Source organism: Bradyrhizobium sp. WSM1417 (genome assembly GCF_000515415.1).
In the GTDB taxonomy this organism is placed as follows: domain Bacteria; phylum Pseudomonadota; class Alphaproteobacteria; order Rhizobiales; family Xanthobacteraceae; genus Bradyrhizobium.
In genome coordinates this window covers 2,752,072-2,768,626 of the sequence record NZ_KI911783.1, presented here as the reverse complement: position 1 = coordinate 2,768,626, position 16,555 = coordinate 2,752,072, and the positions used below count along the sequence as shown (strand labels likewise).

At 59.0% G+C, this 16,555-nt stretch carries 21 protein-coding genes and 1 pseudogene; 8 read left to right on the top strand and 14 right to left on the bottom strand.

The genetic code is table 11. The features are described 5' to 3' along the window. Positions 1–684: 684 nt before the first annotated feature. Positions 685–1,404: pseudogene (locus BRA1417_RS40360) on the bottom strand (IS110 family transposase); the annotation flags it as partial. 549 nt (positions 1,405–1,953) lie between these two features. Between BRA1417_RS40360 and BRA1417_RS45620 the strand changes: the two are divergent. The 5 genes from BRA1417_RS45620 to BRA1417_RS0113315 all read left to right on the top strand — a co-directional run bounded on the left by BRA1417_RS45620 (position 1,954) and on the right by BRA1417_RS0113315 (position 3,472). Beyond that, entirely contained in the window at positions 1,954–2,463 is a 510-nt protein-coding gene (locus BRA1417_RS45620) for a hypothetical protein (protein WP_245286220.1), read from the top strand. A gap of 136 nt (positions 2,464–2,599) precedes the next feature. Next, a complete protein-coding gene (locus BRA1417_RS45615; RefSeq protein WP_245286361.1) occupies positions 2,600–2,680 on the top strand; it encodes a hypothetical protein in 81 nt (26 codons plus the stop codon). Then, the gene (locus tag BRA1417_RS45610) at positions 2,674–2,844 is read left to right on the top strand and encodes a hypothetical protein (RefSeq protein WP_245286219.1); all 171 of its coding nucleotides are present in this window, start codon (positions 2,674–2,676) and stop codon (positions 2,842–2,844) included. The genes BRA1417_RS45615 and BRA1417_RS45610 overlap by 7 nt, the downstream gene beginning before the upstream one ends. Then, a complete protein-coding gene (gene tnpB / locus BRA1417_RS45605; RefSeq protein ID WP_245286218.1) occupies positions 2,841–3,083 on the top strand; it encodes an IS66 family insertion sequence element accessory protein TnpB in 243 nt (80 codons plus the stop codon). The genes BRA1417_RS45610 and tnpB overlap by 4 nt, the downstream gene beginning before the upstream one ends. After that, positions 3,080–3,472: an IS66 family transposase zinc-finger binding domain-containing protein gene (locus BRA1417_RS0113315; RefSeq protein WP_027516178.1), complete on the top strand. Its 393-nt coding sequence runs from the start codon at positions 3,080–3,082 to the stop codon at positions 3,470–3,472. The genes tnpB and BRA1417_RS0113315 overlap by 4 nt, the downstream gene beginning before the upstream one ends. A gap of 332 nt (positions 3,473–3,804) precedes the next feature. Here the strand turns inward: BRA1417_RS0113315 and BRA1417_RS45600 are convergent, their stop codons facing one another. Continuing rightward, entirely contained in the window at positions 3,805–3,999 is a 195-nt protein-coding gene (locus BRA1417_RS45600; protein ID WP_084462219.1) for a transcriptional regulator domain-containing protein, read from the bottom strand. A gap of 165 nt (positions 4,000–4,164) precedes the next feature. Further along, positions 4,165–4,434 (bottom strand): hypothetical protein, encoded by a 270-nt coding sequence (locus BRA1417_RS45595; protein ID WP_027516177.1) that lies wholly within the window; start codon positions 4,432–4,434, stop codon positions 4,165–4,167. Positions 4,435–4,516: 82 nt separating this feature from the next. Here BRA1417_RS45595 and BRA1417_RS0113305 point away from each other — a divergent pair, with 82 nt between their 5' ends. Continuing rightward, positions 4,517–4,744 (top strand): helix-turn-helix domain-containing protein, encoded by a 228-nt coding sequence (locus tag BRA1417_RS0113305; protein WP_027516176.1) that lies wholly within the window; start codon positions 4,517–4,519, stop codon positions 4,742–4,744. 2,309 nt (positions 4,745–7,053) lie between these two features. Here the strand turns inward: BRA1417_RS0113305 and BRA1417_RS43975 are convergent. After that, positions 7,054–7,392: a hypothetical protein gene (locus BRA1417_RS43975; RefSeq protein ID WP_156948724.1), complete on the bottom strand. Its 339-nt coding sequence runs from the start codon at positions 7,390–7,392 to the stop codon at positions 7,054–7,056. A 70-nt stretch (positions 7,393–7,462) separates the two neighbouring features. Between BRA1417_RS43975 and BRA1417_RS43970 the strand changes: the two genes are divergently transcribed. Further along, positions 7,463–7,654, top strand: a complete 192-nt coding sequence (locus BRA1417_RS43970; protein WP_156948723.1) for a hypothetical protein — start codon at positions 7,463–7,465, stop codon at positions 7,652–7,654. A gap of 1,008 nt (positions 7,655–8,662) precedes the next feature. Here BRA1417_RS43970 and gspG read toward each other — a convergent pair. Both gspG and BRA1417_RS43965 read right to left on the bottom strand, forming a co-directional pair. After that, positions 8,663–9,154 carry a type II secretion system major pseudopilin GspG gene (gene gspG, locus BRA1417_RS40340; RefSeq protein WP_084462218.1) on the bottom strand — a complete coding sequence of 164 codons (492 nt, stop codon included), beginning with the start codon at positions 9,152–9,154 and terminating at the stop codon, positions 8,663–8,665. A 573-nt stretch (positions 9,155–9,727) separates the two neighbouring features. Continuing rightward, the gene (locus tag BRA1417_RS43965; protein ID WP_156948722.1) at positions 9,728–10,096 is read right to left on the bottom strand and encodes a hypothetical protein; all 369 of its coding nucleotides are present in this window, start codon (positions 10,094–10,096) and stop codon (positions 9,728–9,730) included. Between the two features lie 232 nt (positions 10,097–10,328). Between BRA1417_RS43965 and BRA1417_RS41745 the strand changes: the two genes are divergently transcribed. Next, positions 10,329–10,733, top strand: a complete 405-nt coding sequence (locus tag BRA1417_RS41745) for a VanZ family protein (RefSeq protein ID WP_051448331.1) — start codon at positions 10,329–10,331, stop codon at positions 10,731–10,733. A gap of 22 nt (positions 10,734–10,755) precedes the next feature. On the opposite strand, the gene BRA1417_RS40330 is transcribed toward BRA1417_RS41745, so the two are convergent. From BRA1417_RS40330 to BRA1417_RS0113230, 8 genes are all read right to left on the bottom strand, one after another. Next, positions 10,756–11,385, bottom strand: a complete 630-nt coding sequence (locus BRA1417_RS40330) for an A24 family peptidase (RefSeq protein ID WP_051448330.1) — start codon at positions 11,383–11,385, stop codon at positions 10,756–10,758. Next, a complete protein-coding gene (locus BRA1417_RS0113260; RefSeq protein ID WP_156948721.1) occupies positions 11,382–11,999 on the bottom strand; it encodes a hypothetical protein in 618 nt (205 codons plus the stop codon). Before BRA1417_RS0113260 ends, BRA1417_RS40330 begins: the two co-directional genes overlap by 4 nt. Then, complete coding sequence (gene gspM / locus BRA1417_RS0113255; protein ID WP_027516172.1) at positions 11,996–12,595, bottom strand: type II secretion system protein GspM; 600 nt, start codon at positions 12,593–12,595, stop codon at positions 11,996–11,998. The genes BRA1417_RS0113260 and gspM overlap by 4 nt, the downstream gene beginning before the upstream one ends. Beyond that, entirely contained in the window at positions 12,592–13,704 is a 1,113-nt protein-coding gene (locus BRA1417_RS0113250) for a PilN domain-containing protein (RefSeq protein WP_027516171.1), read from the bottom strand. The genes gspM and BRA1417_RS0113250 overlap by 4 nt, the downstream gene beginning before the upstream one ends. A gap of 82 nt (positions 13,705–13,786) precedes the next feature. Further along, on the bottom strand, positions 13,787–14,431 hold the full coding sequence (locus BRA1417_RS40325) for a prepilin-type N-terminal cleavage/methylation domain-containing protein (protein ID WP_084462217.1): 645 nt from the start codon (positions 14,429–14,431) through the stop codon (positions 13,787–13,789). Next, positions 14,428–14,874: a prepilin-type N-terminal cleavage/methylation domain-containing protein gene (locus tag BRA1417_RS0113240; RefSeq protein WP_027516170.1), complete on the bottom strand. Its 447-nt coding sequence runs from the start codon at positions 14,872–14,874 to the stop codon at positions 14,428–14,430. The genes BRA1417_RS40325 and BRA1417_RS0113240 overlap by 4 nt, the downstream gene beginning before the upstream one ends. After that, a complete protein-coding gene (locus BRA1417_RS0113235) occupies positions 14,874–15,311 on the bottom strand; it encodes a GspH/FimT family pseudopilin (protein ID WP_027516169.1) in 438 nt (145 codons plus the stop codon). The genes BRA1417_RS0113240 and BRA1417_RS0113235 overlap by 1 nt, the downstream gene beginning before the upstream one ends. Further along, on the bottom strand, positions 15,308–16,555 hold the full coding sequence (locus BRA1417_RS0113230) for a type II secretion system F family protein (RefSeq protein ID WP_027516168.1): 1,248 nt from the start codon (positions 16,553–16,555) through the stop codon (positions 15,308–15,310). Before BRA1417_RS0113230 ends, BRA1417_RS0113235 begins: the two co-directional genes overlap by 4 nt.

Sequence of the window (16,555 nt, the reverse complement as noted above, 5' to 3'; positions counted from 1 at the left end):
CGGGCCTTCTTGGCGACACTAGCATGTGGCTGATGAAAGGTCGTGGACCTTGGCACCCGAGTGCTGCAGATACGCTCAGGCCGCACAGGAAGTCGCGGTCGCCAATGGTCACGCCCGCCCGTCTAGGCGCAAAAAGTGCCCACAGTGCCGAAGATGCCTTTGAATGCATTGTTCAAACGGGAAGGCGCGGCACGCGCCCCAACTGAACGGCACGCCGAAACTGAAGCCGTGCCAATGGCTTGTTGTTCGACCGGCGAGCCCCTTTTATCTCGCCGTCTTAATCGGGCCGTCTTTATCGGGCGGTCTTTATCGGGCGTTCAAAGTCAACTCATTCCTACGCTTTTCTTCGACTCTTCGCACTTCAGCCATTACCGACTCCCTGCATCAACAACGCACAAGTGTCCCCACAACCGCGCTTGCGATCGGCATTCACCAGGCGGGATCCATGCGTTCCTTCGCGTTCAGCACATCGGCCGTCGCATGCTCTTCATCAGGTCCGTAAACAGGGCTGTCCAGGCAGTCTGGCGCTCTCATCACTAGATGGCAGCAGGCAAGAGGTAGCGGACGTTCCCGTTTCGCGGCCCCGCCACGGGACGCTCACCGCGCGCGCGGATCTCTAGTTATTGCTCCTTCTCAACATGCCGGCCGCAACACCAGCGCTAAACTTTTGCGTCCCCGCAGCAATTACTGCGCAGGCTTCAAACGCAATCTTTGTGTGACCCTGGCGCCGAACCCAACGTGGAAATCGGTCTGATTGACCCACATCCTGTGCAGGATGCTCGCAAGCTTGCGTGCGACCGCGACGATCGCGCACAGCATGCTCGACCGTTTGGCGATCCGCAGGCCCCACGCCCGCAACGCCGACCATTTCCTGACCCGCAGCAGCAGGCTTGCCGCCCCCTCGCAGAGCGCCTCGCGAACCGCGACGTCGCCCTGTTTGGTAATTCGGCCTTCGTAGTCGATGGACGTTCCAGACCGGTGTCGTCTTGGCGTCAGGCCAAAATGCGCGCCGACTGTCCGGGATCGTGCAAACCGAAGAGGGTCATCAACACCGACCTTGAACGAAAGGGCGGCAACAGGACCGACGCCAGGCACGGCCATCAATCGACGACAGATGGCATGCTGGACGACCTGCAGGAGCACCTTATGCAATCGTTCGTAGCCCTCGAAGATCGCTCGCCGTACGTCCAACATGGCTTCAATCATCATGGAAAATACCGGATCGCTGTGCTCGATGAGCTCGCGGACCCGCGCTTCGTATCCTCCGCGGCCAACCGCTCCAACCATCAGACCGTACGCCCTCAGCGTGCCACGAACGTGGTTTTCAAGGTCGATCAGCTTACGCTTGAGGAGCTTCCTGTTGGTCAGCAGCGAGCGCATTTTCTGAGTCTCGGTGTTCTTGACATGGACGGCGCGGTACGCCCAGCCGCATCATCTGCGCGATGCCGCGCGCATCGTTGCGATCCGTTTTGTTGCGCATCGTCGATAACGAAACACGCATATGGCGCGCTTCCACGACAATGATCGGAAGCCCGGCTGGCTGTAGTTCGCGATGGAGCCAGATGCCAGGCGATGACGCCTAGACTCCCACTTATCGAGGCGATCCGCGCAGCTCTCCACAGCGGACCGGATCGCCTCAGGCTCCGTGCTGACCTTCGCTTCGGAACTGTGAGACTCTTACCATCGACGATGCAAAGGATGGTTTCTTCAAGACCGACGTCCAATCCAACGTAGAGTTTCATCGGAGTTCTCCTGTGTGGCAACGACGACCTAAGTCGTCGCACCGGGCTCCGGATTCGGCCACACGGCAGCTATCGCCGTGCACCGGTTTCTCGAAGCCCGATTTGAAGAGCCTTCCTAATCGGGCGTTCGTAAGCGTCCGGTTTCTGCACATCTTCCTCCTCGTGCGATGTCGTTCTATTTCGGGTTCTCTGCTGCTGTGGAGATTCTCTGGTGGGACCGAAACACTTCCAGAACAAAGCGCGACGTGAATGGTGGTCGCTGCACATCGAGGCACGGCGCCGAAGCGATCTCGGAATCCGTAAATATTGCCTTCAGCAACGCCTCACCGAGAGCACGTTTCGGCGCTGGCTGAAGCGGCTCGCCGGCGACGAGACTGCGCTTAAGCTCGAGAAATATCAGACGGAATTGCGCCGCGAGCGCTGCCGGGACAAACGCGAAAAGGCGCTGCGAAAGCAGAAGCAGCGCAGGTTCATGGTTACTGCGGACGTCCGCAATCGGGCCTCTCAGGCGTTCTGGGCAATGCATGTGGAGGCGATGAATTGGAGCGGAATGGGGCTGCGCGCCTACGCCGCTGCAATGCAGCTGTCGCCGCATTCGTTGCGCAAATGGCGTGACCGACTGGACGCCGGCGAGTTCGCAATCACTGGCGCGCGCATCTTCACCCCTCCGCTCGCTCGCCCTAGCACTAGTGCCAGGAACTCGGCCCCGAACGTCGCTTGACAGCCGCGGAAATCGGCGATCCGACGGCGCCTCGAGCGCCCGTTCGGCGCTTCTTCAGCGATGAGGAGAAGCTCGCGATCGCGAAGGAAACCGAGCAGCCGGCGCCAAGGTCTCTGCCGTTGCGCGCAAGCGCGGGATCGTCACCGGGCTGCTGTTCCGCTGGCGTTCGCAATTTGGCATCGTGCAAAGAAACGCTCGAAGCTCGCCCGAGTGGTGATCCCCGACGACGCTCCGGCAGCGCATGTTCTGCGCGATCTCGTGCGTCCGCCGGAGGGCATGATGGTCGTTGGCCTCTCCGATGGAAGTCGCATCTTCGCTCCGGCCGGAATCGATCCGGATGCCGCGCGAGCACAGATCGAAAGCGGAAAAATGGCGCCATGATGATAGTTCCAGCGGGCCTGAAAGTGCACCTGGCGCTCGGTTACAGTGACATGCGGAAAGGCATGGACGGACTCGCGATGCTGGTTCAGGACGTGCTGAAGAAGGACCCGTTCTCCGGTCATCTCTTTGCTGCAACGCATGCACTCGGACGCAGCTCCGAGCGCATCAACCCCGACCGGCTTGCTCTCAGTCTGAAGGATCTCGACGGCGAAATTGGCGCGCGGAAGCGCAACCGATGACCGCTCCGGAAGACAAGGCGACGCAGCCACGACGCAGAGCGTCGCCGGATTACCTGCCACGACAACACATTCTGTTCGACGTCCACGGCAGGCTCTGCAGCTATTGTGGCGGTGCTCTTCACCTTGGCGAGAGCGTCAGCGAGATGCTCGACTGGGTGCCGGCGCAGCTTCACGTAGTGCGTACCACGCGTCCTAAATACACCTGCCGAGCCTGCAACACGGTCGCCTACTCCGGCGCGCCGGAACCGTTTATCGATGGTGGCTTGGCAACATTGGCGCTGCTCTCGCACATACTGATCAGCAAGTACTGCAATCACTCTTCCCCCTATCGGCAGTCGCAGATCGCCCATTACGGCATCGATCTTTGCCGTTCGACGCTCGCGGGCTGAATTATGGTTGCGCTTGTTCCGGAACCTTTAGAAGGATCCTCTCCGGTCATCACTTTGCTTTTTCTGCAAAAGGCATCGGTGTCCGGTCGTCTTCTTCAGCAGCCTCGGATGTGCGACATTCCTGCTGGACAAGACAACGATCGACCGCGCCAACGCGCGGACCGCGTGCCAATTATCATCATTGCGACATGTCTACCCCGGACGCGAGGTCAAGAGAACGGGGAGATGCAGCCGCCGGGTCGAAGGGTGGCCGCCCTAGCGCGATTGAGACGACTCACGGAAGAACTTCCGGCGCCCAGTGGATGGTCTCCTGCCTGAATGACCGCCGCGGGTCATGGGCGAAAGCAGATACCCCACTTCCTCCTGAATTCCGGCGTCACTTGGCGATCTGGGCGGCTGGCGATCATCGCATCGTAGTCGCGTTGATAATCCACATTGTGACGTAGGCACTCCCAAGCGATGTCCGGAGTTTCAACGTCTTGAAGGTCTAGGTAGGACGCGGGCGAACGCCAATTGAATTCAGGCATGAGCTCAATTCCATTACGGGCAACCCACTGAGATTGCGGCGCCATACTTGTTAACAATTCCGTTGTAGGAAGTCCCCATTTGAGCACCACGTGGTGCCCCAGGCGCACCGCGGGTCGATCTGAGAAAGGATTTTCACCCTGAACTTTTAGAGGACGGATTTCTTCTCATTTATGCTTTTTCCCGAAAAGACGCCCCTGTTCAGATACCCACTTAGCGCGAGAAAGGTGACTCAAGTAAGCGTTGAGGGCGCGCTCCGGCTCCCTGACGGGATCAATATGTAAAACTAATCGGGCTACTTCCCGCCAGTTCGCTCCCTCACCATCGGCCTGCAGCAGCCGAATGTAGGTAATCACGTGCTGCTCATCATATGAGGTCAACGCTGGTTCGGTGGGCGCCAGGTCAGCCACGTCAGGATTAAGCGGCGGTGTCTGCATAATCTCACAGGGCTTCTTGGAAGATGCGCTTTGTTGAGTATATCGAGGTGCAATATACTGAGCAAGCGGCATCCTTTCCCGCATGGATTTGCGGGAGACATTCGCCACAAACTTGCGTCGTCTACGCAATAGCAAGGGATGGTCTCAAGACGAACTGGCGTTGGAAACCAAGATAAGCCGTAGCTATTTGAGCCAGCTCGAAAAGGGCGTGTATCACGTCAGCATCAAGATCATCGGTCGTCTAGCTGATAAGCTAGAAGTCGAACCGGAAGAATTTCTGAAGACTGTAAAAAGGGCGCGCGCCAAGTAGCGGCGGCTTAATTCGCAAGTTCGGCCGCAGGCCCGGCTCGTTCCAAAGGCCGGTATGCGCCGCCAACCCGGACTTGCCGGGATCTGTGCAAAGTACATGTCTTTGTAGGGAAGGACGCTCGGTCGTAATTGACTGCGCAGCTGCCCCTTCAGACCACCCTCCTCAAGCGCGATGCTTTGCCTCCGAGTTCAAGCGAGCGATTGATGAACGTTGCCCCGCACGAACGCAGCAATCCGCTGCACGAAGTCGAAGATGCATTCCGGCTTGCGGCGCAAGCCAGACCGTCTCAACCATCCTCGTGACGTCAGACTTGGACGGTTTGGCTCTGATGGCTGTTGATGTGTCACGAATTGCCTTAGCGACGAATTCGTGAAGGCGTCGGTGCTCGCACCGATTTGTGGGCAGAGCCGTTGGGCCAAATTCATGTTGTCGAAATGCACGATGTGAACAATTGCGGTTCATGCTTGAACCTAGAAGCAGGCGATTTGGAGCGTTGCAGCCAAAAGTTGCTGTTCGGGCGGTCGTCCGCCAAGCGCCCGGATTCGATTAGTCTGGGCGACCTACCAGAACAAAGAACGAAAAGATTAATATCGCGCTGGATTCTCTCTTCCATCGAGGCCTGTCCCGCACGCCGCATGGCTCCCGTCCGCATAGCGGTTGCCACGGCACCCACAAGACTCGATTCCAGCCTGTTTGCTACACCTTTGGCCGGATTGGTTCGCACCACAAGGAACCATCAGCTTGGCACGACGTACTGGCAGTGGTGGTTTAGCTCAGTAGAGCAAAGCCGCTCGGACGCGCGCTCCCAATAGCGCCGTAGCGGGCGCGCGGCTTTGCATGGTTGCGGGCGGTTCTCCGTAGAACAAGTTTTCACACGCCAAACGCGGATCGCCGACATAGTGAAGACCCGGATGTCGGTCTCTTGGGCAAGATGTTCGACTCTGCTGCCGTCTGATTGAAGTCGAAGGCCGGCCTCGGGCCCCCTGGAAGACCCCGGCACACCCTAGCCCGGCGCGGCGGTCAACGCCGCCGAATCCGGGTGACCCGCGACCGTTTGGCTCCTGCTTTCCGGGGGTCCGAGAGCGTCGGCGAACCGCCTTGGTTCAGGAGGCTTACGTTCAGGCCATCACCCGCTGGGTCGCTATCTGCAACAGATCATGGGGACGACAGGCCAACGCGAGGGCACCAGCCCGTGTAGCGAGATCGATGAACAAGGTAAAAAGCCTTCGTCGCCCTCTGATCGAGGCGACTGGCCTTATCTCTCATCGACACCGCTTACGTGAAGGTGCGCCGGAATGCTCGCATCATATCTGTTGCTTCGGCGTGACAGAGACGGTCCGCCGAAGTGCTATCGACACCGGCCCCTCAGAAGGCCGAGACCCTCTGAACCGTTTTCCCGCAAACGTTTACCCGCCCCGGCCTGAGCGGTGTCAAGCTAGTCGTATCCTACGCTCGACGGGCATCAAAGCCGCAGTCGCCAAGGTCGCAAAGCGGGCTAGCTGCGTAAGCGCGTGCCTTTCATGCGGAGCGCACTGGCACATGCGAGAAAACGCGGCGGGGAGATGGCCGCGCTCAAGACGATAACAAGGCTGAACTGCGCAGCGGTGCCAGACCGCCGACTCCGCCCCAAGATACCAAAGCTGCAGGCCTCTCCAACGAGCCGAGGCGACATGCTCGCCTACGTCTTTTTCGCAACATCGGACGAAGCTGCCCCCGAGGGTGGCATGGCGGCGGGATCAAGCGGCGGACCGAAATAGTCGGCATCTCACCAATAAAGAAGTCTCGCCCGCATCATCGGAACGTTCTGCAGGAACAGAACGATGAGTGGACGGGCGTTCTCTGACACTGGAAAGTCGTCGCCCCATTGATCGACGATCCACCCGTCAGCCTTCGCTATCCTCAGACGACTAGCCGGCTCTTGCCGGCGAAGCTGATGGCTCGCGGGCGACTGGCCACGGTAGGGGATGCGATGGACTCGAACCTGCAACCAGACCGTTATGAGCGGCCGCATCGAGCGCTCTGGCTGATCTTACATTTCTTCTGCGACGGCTTCAGGCGCGAGGGATCGATGGGCTCTCTTTGAGCTGCTGCTTCCCCTCCGGGCGCCAAAGCAAGGGCCGCTGTTGTAAGAACAGCGCTCGCACTGGGGGTTCACAATTTCGGATGAATCGGCATACCAAGATGCTGTTGTCATGAACTATGAAGGCTCCTAAGTGTTCCAAATCCGGTTTGTTTCATCTTATTGCAATCTGGCGTTACCACCATGGTTCGTTCTGTCCGGAATGACCGCCCTTCGGCTGCTCGGCAATTCACGCCAGCCAAACGAGTGCTGCAGCGACAATCCATGTCGTCACGCAACAGAACACAGCAAGTTGCCAACTCGCCACGACCTCAGAAACAAACCAAACCTCGCCGTCGCCGCTGCTTCCGCCAATCACCGCCACGGTGAAGACCTCAAGCCGCCGCATCGGCTCGGTGACAGCAGCATGCACTGCACGACCAACTTTAATATCAAACCGCAGACCGCAGATCACTTTGTCATGCAGCAAGCGGCCCGTAAAAGCGCTTACAACATCGGTTTTATGCTGGCGAATGAACGATGCTGCGCCGTCCGAATATAGGGAGTGAACGAACGGACCGATCGGCACTGTCCCAGGCAGTCTCGCTCTGCTCGCAATCCAGGTCGGCGATCACATCTTCGAAGGCAGAGATTGCCTGTTGAAGGAGCGCGATCTGCCTCATTTCCTCGTCGTCGATCTCACCCACGCGGTTTCGCAGCGCCACAACAAGTTCTCGACGCCGCTCCTTCAACTGAACGAGTGGCAGGCCGTGATCAGGCGGATAATTCATCGCGATATCTCCCTTTCCAAGCCTACCCATCTTAAGCCAGACGTGCTTCAACTGCGTTGAAACTGCTGCTCAATTTTTATGGTTCTCCTAGAACGCATGGTGCGGCTTAGCTCGACGTGGAGATCGAGGTTCGACGTAAACGAGGTGCATGAGCCAGCAGACCACAAAAACAACGGGCGATGGGTATTCTCTGATCCACCAGCCAGGATAGCTCACGCTCCTCGATATATTGCGGCACTCCGTTAAAGCGACCGCATCGAATTGCCGCCCAGGCCGCACCAATAGAACTTCCGGACTTCCCGGCAACAGTTGCGCAACGGTCGGCCTGCTGACAAAGTCGTCAGACGAAGGGGCATCACACGGTAAGGTTGACCGGTTAGGTTAAAAACCGAGTCGTATTGTTTGTTCCGCGAGCTGCGCTATTGCTCTGCCCATGGGCAAAAAGCAAACCAGGACTTCAGACAGCCAGTCGCCATCCGAAGCTCTCGGCCGCATGCACCAGGAAGTACTCAAGCTGAGGGAAGAAGTCGAAGCAGAACAAGCGCGAGCGGATCGATCAAAGCTCCGCGGCGCGGTCACGTGGCACATGTCAATTAGGCGGGCCCGTTCCAACTCGAAAACGTAAAGGGCGGCTTGCCGGGCGGTACCCTGGCTCAAACATTCGATGCAGGACGACAGCCCGGTACGAGTAGACGATCAACTGCGCGATGCTGGAACGGAAGTGTAACGTAATGTCTTCCGGAAGACTTCTTTCAGTCGCCCCTTAGCACCACAGGAACCTCTGAGCCCCGCGCGAGCACGGTTTTCGTCAGCCACATTCCTGTCGCTCGCCGGAGCCCACACTCGCGAAAGTTCTGAACGGGACCTTAGGGCCGGGTTTTTGGCTTGAAGGCGCATACGCTGGAATGCAAAACCGGAAATGAACGTGCATCAAGCACGGAGTTTATTGGCCTAGTCCCGATCGACTGTTTCCCGAAGCTCGCGACCTACGTCGCCACATCAAAGCCCAGCTTCTTCAGACTCGCCGCACCCGACACCCCTTCGGAAGATGAAGGGACATCAGCCGTCTCACCCGTTGTCTGCCCAGGCGCGATTCGTGCTCACCGCTGGCCCCGTCTTCTTAGTTCCTTTTCCGGTTGGCCCGAGCGAGTAGACATTGTAATCGCCCTGCTCGGTGACGGAATACTGATAGGGCCGACCCCAGGGATCCTGCAAGGTTCTGGCGTTCTTCAAATATGGGCCATTCCAGCGAGGAGCTTCCGGAGTCGCTTCAACCAGCGCCCGGAGTCCCGCGCCCGGGCTCGGATATGAACCATTCTCCACATAATACATCTCGAGAGCCGTGTTGATGTTCTCGATCTGAAGCTGAGCCGATTGCGTCTTGGCTTTTCCGAAATACCCCATGACTTGCGGTGTCGCCATGGCAGTCAAAGCCGCGAGAATGCCCATCACAACGAGCAACTCCAGCAACGTATAGCCGGCCGCCGCCGATCGCGGCTTGGCATGACGAAGATTTCTGAAGCGACGTGGCGCTGAAGATTTACGCGTGTCGACGGTCATGATGCCCCCAAACAGATACGCTCGTACTTCGGGGTATCCTCATCGCGTCCCGTGTTCATCGGGTTAATAGAACGGGTAACTTCGAGCCAGCCTGAATACGGGCGTAGTAACCCGGTGAAAATGCCAGGCTGCGCGCAAGGCAGGCGTTAAGCTTTTCGGCAAGTTAACGGCACTGATAGATGTGCCAGATCGGCCATCAAGCTTAACCAGCGACTCTGTTTGTCGCGCGATCCGGCAATTCCTATAATCCGCACCATAGCTCGTAAGGTCAGAAGCCAACCTGAATGGTTGCGGGAGTAGTCGACTTGCAGCGCATCAACATATCCAAGAGCATTGTGCTCGACCCGGTCGAGAAGTCTCTATGCCTGCGCTATGCAGAGGTTCTCGCGCTTCGCAAGGCCGTACGAAAGGAAAGCTCAACCCTGGCAACCAAGAGGCCCAAGCGGAATGAGCTCAAGCGAATGCATGGCAACGGGAAGTGATCTTCATTCACGCCGTATTTTGATCGATGCTTGCTGCCGGCTCACGCCCCCCGGCTAGCGCCGTAAACCGATCCGTCGGCACTCGACCCGATTAATCGCAACGGTTGAGAGTGCGCAATCGCGGCCCGTCAAACCAGACCAGACGACACCGCACCACGTCGGGCCGCCCATAGGCGTCTCGCGCCCACTTACCATAAATCGCGTATTCGCCGTATCCGAAGGGATAGTCGTAACCATCGTCCAGTCTGTTGTTGGCGTAACGTCCGACCGGGTAGGAGAGATCTGGTGTCACGACCGTCACAACAGGAGGTACAATCCGCGAAAGGCGGGCATCGTAACCGTATGCGTTGCGCCAATGAGGCTTGCGATAAGGTCCCGTCCTGTCGTTCGCTTCGACCATGGAAGGCGCGAACATGGCCAATACTGCAACGGTGGTTAGTGTGAACGTCCTGGCTTGCATGGATCTCCTCCCTCTGTTCGGCCACCGCTAAAAGCGCGACGGTGATCAAAGCGCGACGGTGATCAGTCTATCCTGGTCATGGACCAGACAAGTACTTCTCGCCTGAGATGTGGTTAAGCTTCCAGCGAGACGATGGTTAAGATGCACTGACCAATGCAAGGTACCGTGGTGCCAGGGGCACTCATCGCTAAAAGTTATCGACGTTTGGCCCTTTGCCCTGCATAAAAGGAGCATGAACAGATCGACCGTCACGACGACGCTTGCAATTGCTGCCTGGGGAATGGTGTCCCTGATTGGCTATGCGACGCTGACCAAGGTCCAATTCATCTATGTCGTCTACGGAAAAATAAAGCCGTTTTTGTTCGGGGCGAACATGGCGACGTGGGCGCACCTGGAGCACGTGATCGCCTTCTCGATGCTAGGCATCCTGTTCGCACTGGCTTACCCACGGCGTCCGCTTGTGACATGCTCGATCGTAGCCGGCATCGCTGTGGTTTTTGAACTGCTTCAAACACTAACTCCCGATCGGCACGGCACCCTGATGGACGCGTCCGAAAAGATCGTAGCCGGCTGCGTCGGCGTTGCCGTCGTCGCGACGATTCAGTTCGTTCGATCTGCCAACAAGCCTTCGGGCTAGAGGCCCGGCGCCGCTTGCTTGTTTATCCAGGAAGGATTGCCATCGGATCGAATACCCACGCCAGCCATAGCCCAATGGCGAGATGGGGGCCAAACGGAATGGCATGCCGGCCCTCGACTTCGTATCGCGCAGACCTGAGCAGAAAGGCGCTGGCAAGCGCCGAGACGACGGCGATCAAAAGCAGGGCCGGCAGCGAACCAAAGCCGATCCACAATGTAGCGGCAGCGAGAAATTTGACGTCGCCAAAGCCAAACCCGTCGTAACCACGGACCCAACGATAGATCGAACGGAAAGCCACGATCGCGATCAGCACGAACACGACTTCCGCAAGCCGGTACATTATCTCGCCCAGATCCAGGAGCCACACTGCTGCGAAGCCGCAGACAGCCAGCGCTCCGACAAGTCTGTCCGGGATGATACCAAAACGGGCGTCGATGGCGCAGATAGCTGCCAGGAGTGAGCCGAGCATCACGCTCAGCAACAGATAAATGGTCCACGTCTGATTGGCAGACCCGGTCGTGAGAATCCAGATTAATCCAGCAACAAGGACCCAAACGACCATTACCTGGTCTCGATAGGGCTCGCGGCAAACCAGGGCACGCGCCAAATAGTGTCCGGTCCGGGTCACTGTTTTGCGCAGCTCGGCGATCATTTCGCCAGGACAGTCAGCTGCAAGGTCTGCCGTTCACCATCAGACTCGAGCACAATCTGGTTCGGCCTGATTTCGGAGAGCCGCCAGCCCAACCATTGCTCGTTCAATGCGATCCAGAACCCCACCGGGTTCTCCGAAAAGGTCAGAAACGCCTTGGCTTGCTCGCCGTTGATGAAGACACCTCTGAGCGCGACGCTGGGGTCGAGCATCGCTCGCGTCGATGTCGATGGGACAACGGCAGGAGGCGCGGCCACAGCCAGAAGCTGGCGGCTCCTGGAAAAGAGCGGACGCTGCAGGATGTTCTCGTAGGTTCCGCCACTCCGGCTCTCCCGACCCGCCGATGCTCGGTTACCACCGCCTGACGCCGACTGGTTGGCGATCGCCAGCTCCAACGACACGATGGCCAGGATCGGCCCAACGGCAGCGAGCACGGTCAGCACGGAAAGGCCGACCAGCAATCCTCGCCTGAGAGGCGCCAAGGACTTCAGCTCGCGGCGGCTGGGGATTTGACCCGGCAGACGCCGGCGAACACCCGCGGACGCCAGTTCAAGACGGGACCTCAGGGCTGATTGCCAGTGTTGCCACCGAGTGTTTTGGGAAACCAGCTCGGTCATTTGTTCGCCGCCTTCGCGTCGCTGTCGTGCCGGTTCTCGGTCAACAACGGTCCGGCGGTCGAAGCAGGCGAGCTACGTAGCGCTCCTTCAACCGTCAGGCTTGCGCGCATACGCATATCGTCTCCGTCGGCGAGCGTTCGTAGCGACAGGTCTGTGATGAACAGGAACGGCGTTTGCGTCTCGATCGCGGCAATAAGCTCCCGCATGGCCGCAGCCGCGCCCTCGACTTCCAGCCCGACCGCAACTGCTCGCCACTGTCCCGCCCGACGCCCCGCCAGACCGCGGACAGCCTGCACCGCCAAACCCTTCGCGCCGGCCACGGCCTGTAGATTGGCCTGAAGGTCTGCACTCGCGACACGCTCCTCGGCTCCCGGCAGATACGGGTCAGTATCCGATGGAGAGGACTTGGCGATCCTAGACGCCTCATCTGCGACATGCCGGATCTGTGCGAGCTGCGCTGCGCTATCCAATATGTCATCGTTTCGCTCGGCGAAATGAGAGGCGATTGGGCCCATAATCGCAAAGAATACAGCCGATACGATCGCACAGTTCATGCCGAAGAAAATCAGCCGCCGCCGGAGAAGTGCGCCAGTCATGATTGTGGCCTCTCCGCCGGCATCGCAATCCGGCCCGCACCCTTCCGGAGCTTCAGGCTCATGCGAAACCGGTCCCGCTGCTCGTTGGCATCCGGCGTGATCGGCCCGACCAGAGTTGCTCCCGTGAAAAGCCGGGAACCGTCCAGAATCCGCACCAGTCGGGCAGCATCAGACGACAGACCAGATAACGTGATGGTGCCCCCGGCAACCCGGACTTCCGTCAGGAATGTATGGTCCGGAATGACACGAGACAGTTCGTCCCAGGCCGCGAGGCTGCCCGGCACAGCTTTGAGCGCCACAAGTTGCGCAGGCGATCCTGCACCCTGCTGCCCAAGTTGTACGCCCTGCTTTGCTTGGTAAAGTTCTTCCTCGAGCCCCGCCGCTCGCCTTGACTGCCACCACTCGAATGCGAGCATACCGGTCATCGTCACAACCAGCAGAGCGAGCGCAAGGATGCGGGTCGCTCGCAACACCCAGGCTGGATCCTCCTGCCGGCTTTCTCCGAGGGTCACAACGGCGATCGGAGTACCAGTCACCGGCTTGACCGCAATGAAGTCGATCTCGGATACCTGAAAACCCAGCCGGGCAATCTCGGACCCGGCCCGATCCCTCGGAATGATCCAGTGGCGAAAGCCCGCCACGCCGTCACTCGAAGGCTTGTCCGGCGTCACACCATGCCAGATCTCGGTAAGCTGAAACGGCGTGCGGTGAACGACTTCTTGCGCGAGAATCCGTTTCAGCGCGTCGAGCTCTGATCGAGGCAGCCTGAACTCGCGCTGGAAGAAAAGATCGGACTGCAGTACGACACCGACCTGTACGGCATCGCCGGTGCATCCACATTCCTTGATCCACTCATCCAGCTGCAGGCGATTCAGACGACTTGCCTGGAAGCGGCATTCCCGAACGCCAGGCGGAGCCACCAGGTGACACACGACGGTATCGTCCTCCGTCCAGACGAATAGTCGCCTTTCACTTCGAGCCTGCAACGCGTGACGCCAGGCGGCTGGCATGCACTCACGCAACTCATCCATCCACCAATGGGTGAATTGCCGCCACCCCTCCGCAAGCGCACGCGGGGTCTGCAATCTGCTCACCGAGACGTCGGTCATCGGCCTGATTTCCCTGCAAGTCCGAACATCGATCTGTCGAGTATATTTACCAATTGTTTACGAGGCGTAACGCGGGCGTGGGTTACGAGCCGCCCGGCATCCCTTCGTTGCGAAGCGCCACGATCATCGCGGGACCGTTGCGTCCCGTGTCCCTGAAATTCACGCTTATTTCGACCAGCGCAGGCAACCGCGCGGCCTTGATCCAGTCGTCGCGCCACACAGCATCGCCTTCCCTGCCAGCGACTCCGAAATAGCGAAAACGTATGTCGCGCAAGCCCGTGACGATGGTCGTCGAGGAAACCGGCGACTTGCGAGCCTCGCTTTCTTTCAACAATCCGAATACCTCGACAATCAGTTCATCGTTACGGCGACGAATGCGGACGTCCTGCAAGCCCCCTTGCAAGGTGCGCCCCTCGCTCAGAACGACGAGGCGCAATTCTTCTTGTTGTCCATCAAACAGCAAGCTGCCGGCCTGCTTCGCACCGGGCGCAGGCATGGCCGAAGCGATCAGGCTGCGGAGGCTCTCTCGCGCCGCATTGGTCGCCGCTTCGATACTATTGCGTCGGTCTGCATCAAAGGCACGAACAGCCATAGACAATCCTCCGACGATAAAGCCGGAGAGGATCGTCAGGATCGCCAGCGACACCAGAAGCTCGATCAAGGTAAGCCCGCGCTGGGACTCGTGCTGACAGGATCTGCGAAGCCTTTTAAGCCGAAGTCGGGTCATTGCTTCTGTCCTGGGGCAAGCTTGAGAGCGGCCAGCCTGACTTCTGCTCCTGCCTCATCCTGGACGACAATCTCAACCCATAACATCATCAACAGGGTTCCCGCTGGAGCGGCTCCATCCGGCGTTCGGAGTTTAGCGGGCTGAACGGGCGTCACGATCTCGCGCCAGCGGTATCGCCCGATCCGCCCCTCGCGACGACCGCTCCTGAAGGGGGCGGCGCGGCCAACCATCTCAAGCCTGGATTCAGCGATCTGATCAAGGACCTGCTTGTTATGCACTTTGGCATCAGCCCGCAAAGCCGTCGTGATTCCAACCACCAGAGTGCCGAGGCCAACGGCAAGCACAACGAAGGCGATCAGCACTTCTATCAGGGTGAAGCCGCGTTGGGCTGCGAGGCGCCTGCCATGAGTGGGCGAACTGTATGTAGAAGTGCGAGCGGACATCACTCGATTCTCGAGTCGCCGGTGAACCAGTTGACGACGACGCGCTCCCTCCGCCCCCGATAAGTGAGCAGGATCTCTCCACCGCTCGAACGGCCATCTGGATAGAATCGTACGCCCCCGACTGCACCATGTCGTTCAGTCACAGCGACGGTCAGGGCCAGCTCCATACCCGCAGGCAACTGGCGCATCGCGTCGATGGCTCCGAAGCGGCCGTTCTGCGTATCGACGCCAACGACAATTTCAGCGTTGCGAGCCCGGGCCCTGCTGCGGGCCAGCTGGAGACTCGCTGCAATCGAGCGAGCTTCGGCGTTAATCCGCGCAGCCGCTGTTCTTGGCTTCGCTGCCATGACAGAGGCCGAGACAAGCGCTATGATCGAAAGCACAACGAGTGTCTCTATCAGCGAGAAACCGCCAGAACCGGAAGCGATCCTTTTCATTGATACGCCAGATTGTTGATGGACAGAACTGCGCTCATCACCTGCAGGATCAGGGCTCCCACCAGTCCCCCGATCCCGACGGTAAGTAGCGGAGTCAGAAGTCCGACAAGTTGCTCGATCTTGCCCTGAACTTCACTTTCCAGGCTGGAAGCGACGCGGACGAGCATTTTTGCAAGCTGGCCGGTCTCCTCGCCCACTGCGATAAGGCGTATCATTGCTGGAGGAATCAACCCCGATCCACCGAGCACCTGACTCAGCGCCTTGCCCTCGGGCACCTGACTGATTGCCTCGCTGTAACGGGCGCTCAGATATCGATTGTTCACCAATGAGCGTGCCGTTTGCAGCGCGGCCATGAGTGGTACCCGGGCTTCCACGAGGCTGCCCGCCGAGCGAGCGAACTGGCTCGCCTCACGTCGCTGGATGAGAGATCCAACGACAGGGAGGCGACATTTGAGATGATCGAGCCTCTTCATCGTCTGTTCGTCACTGACTATCCTGCGACAGGCGATCCAACCAGCGATCGCCGCCAGTACGCACCAAAGCAGAAGCCGGGCCCAACTATCCGGCAGATCGGCAAGGACTGCCAGAATGCCGGGCAGGGGCAGACCTGAGTCAGAGAAAATCGGCGTGAGATTCGGAATGAGCACGAAGATGATCACGGCAATCGACATCAGCGACATCAGCAACAGAATTGCAGGATAGACCAGAGATCCGCGGATTTTGTTTCTGATCTCAACCCGCCGAGCCAGCATTTCTGCAATCAGCATGAGCGCCTGTGCCGTCTGTCCTCCGGCCTCTCCGCCTGCCAGGATTGCAATGTAGTCAGGCGGGAAAACCTCTGGCCTCCGCGCCATGGCCTCAGACAGCTGCAGGCCGGCCAGGATATCCTTCAGTAATCCGTTCGCGAGGGCAATCCGCCTCGGTGATGCGCCAGGGCCGGCGAGCACTCGAAATGAAGCATCGACCGGAATGCCGGAACTCACGAGGGACGCAAGCTCAGTGGTAAATGCAGACAGCTCCTTCAGTCCGACGCGCCTGGAGCCCCGCCCAAGCAAACCAGCATTTCCGGGTTCAATCAGAGAGGTAGTCGAATGTGAACGGCTGTCCGCACGAAGCACTGTCTCCACTGGCGTGAGGCCGGCGCTGTAGAGCGCCTCGACCGCCGCATCCAGCTCTTCGGCGACGATCGTGCCCGAGGTAACGACGCCTTGCCTGGTATAAGCACGATACTGGAAAGTGGACAC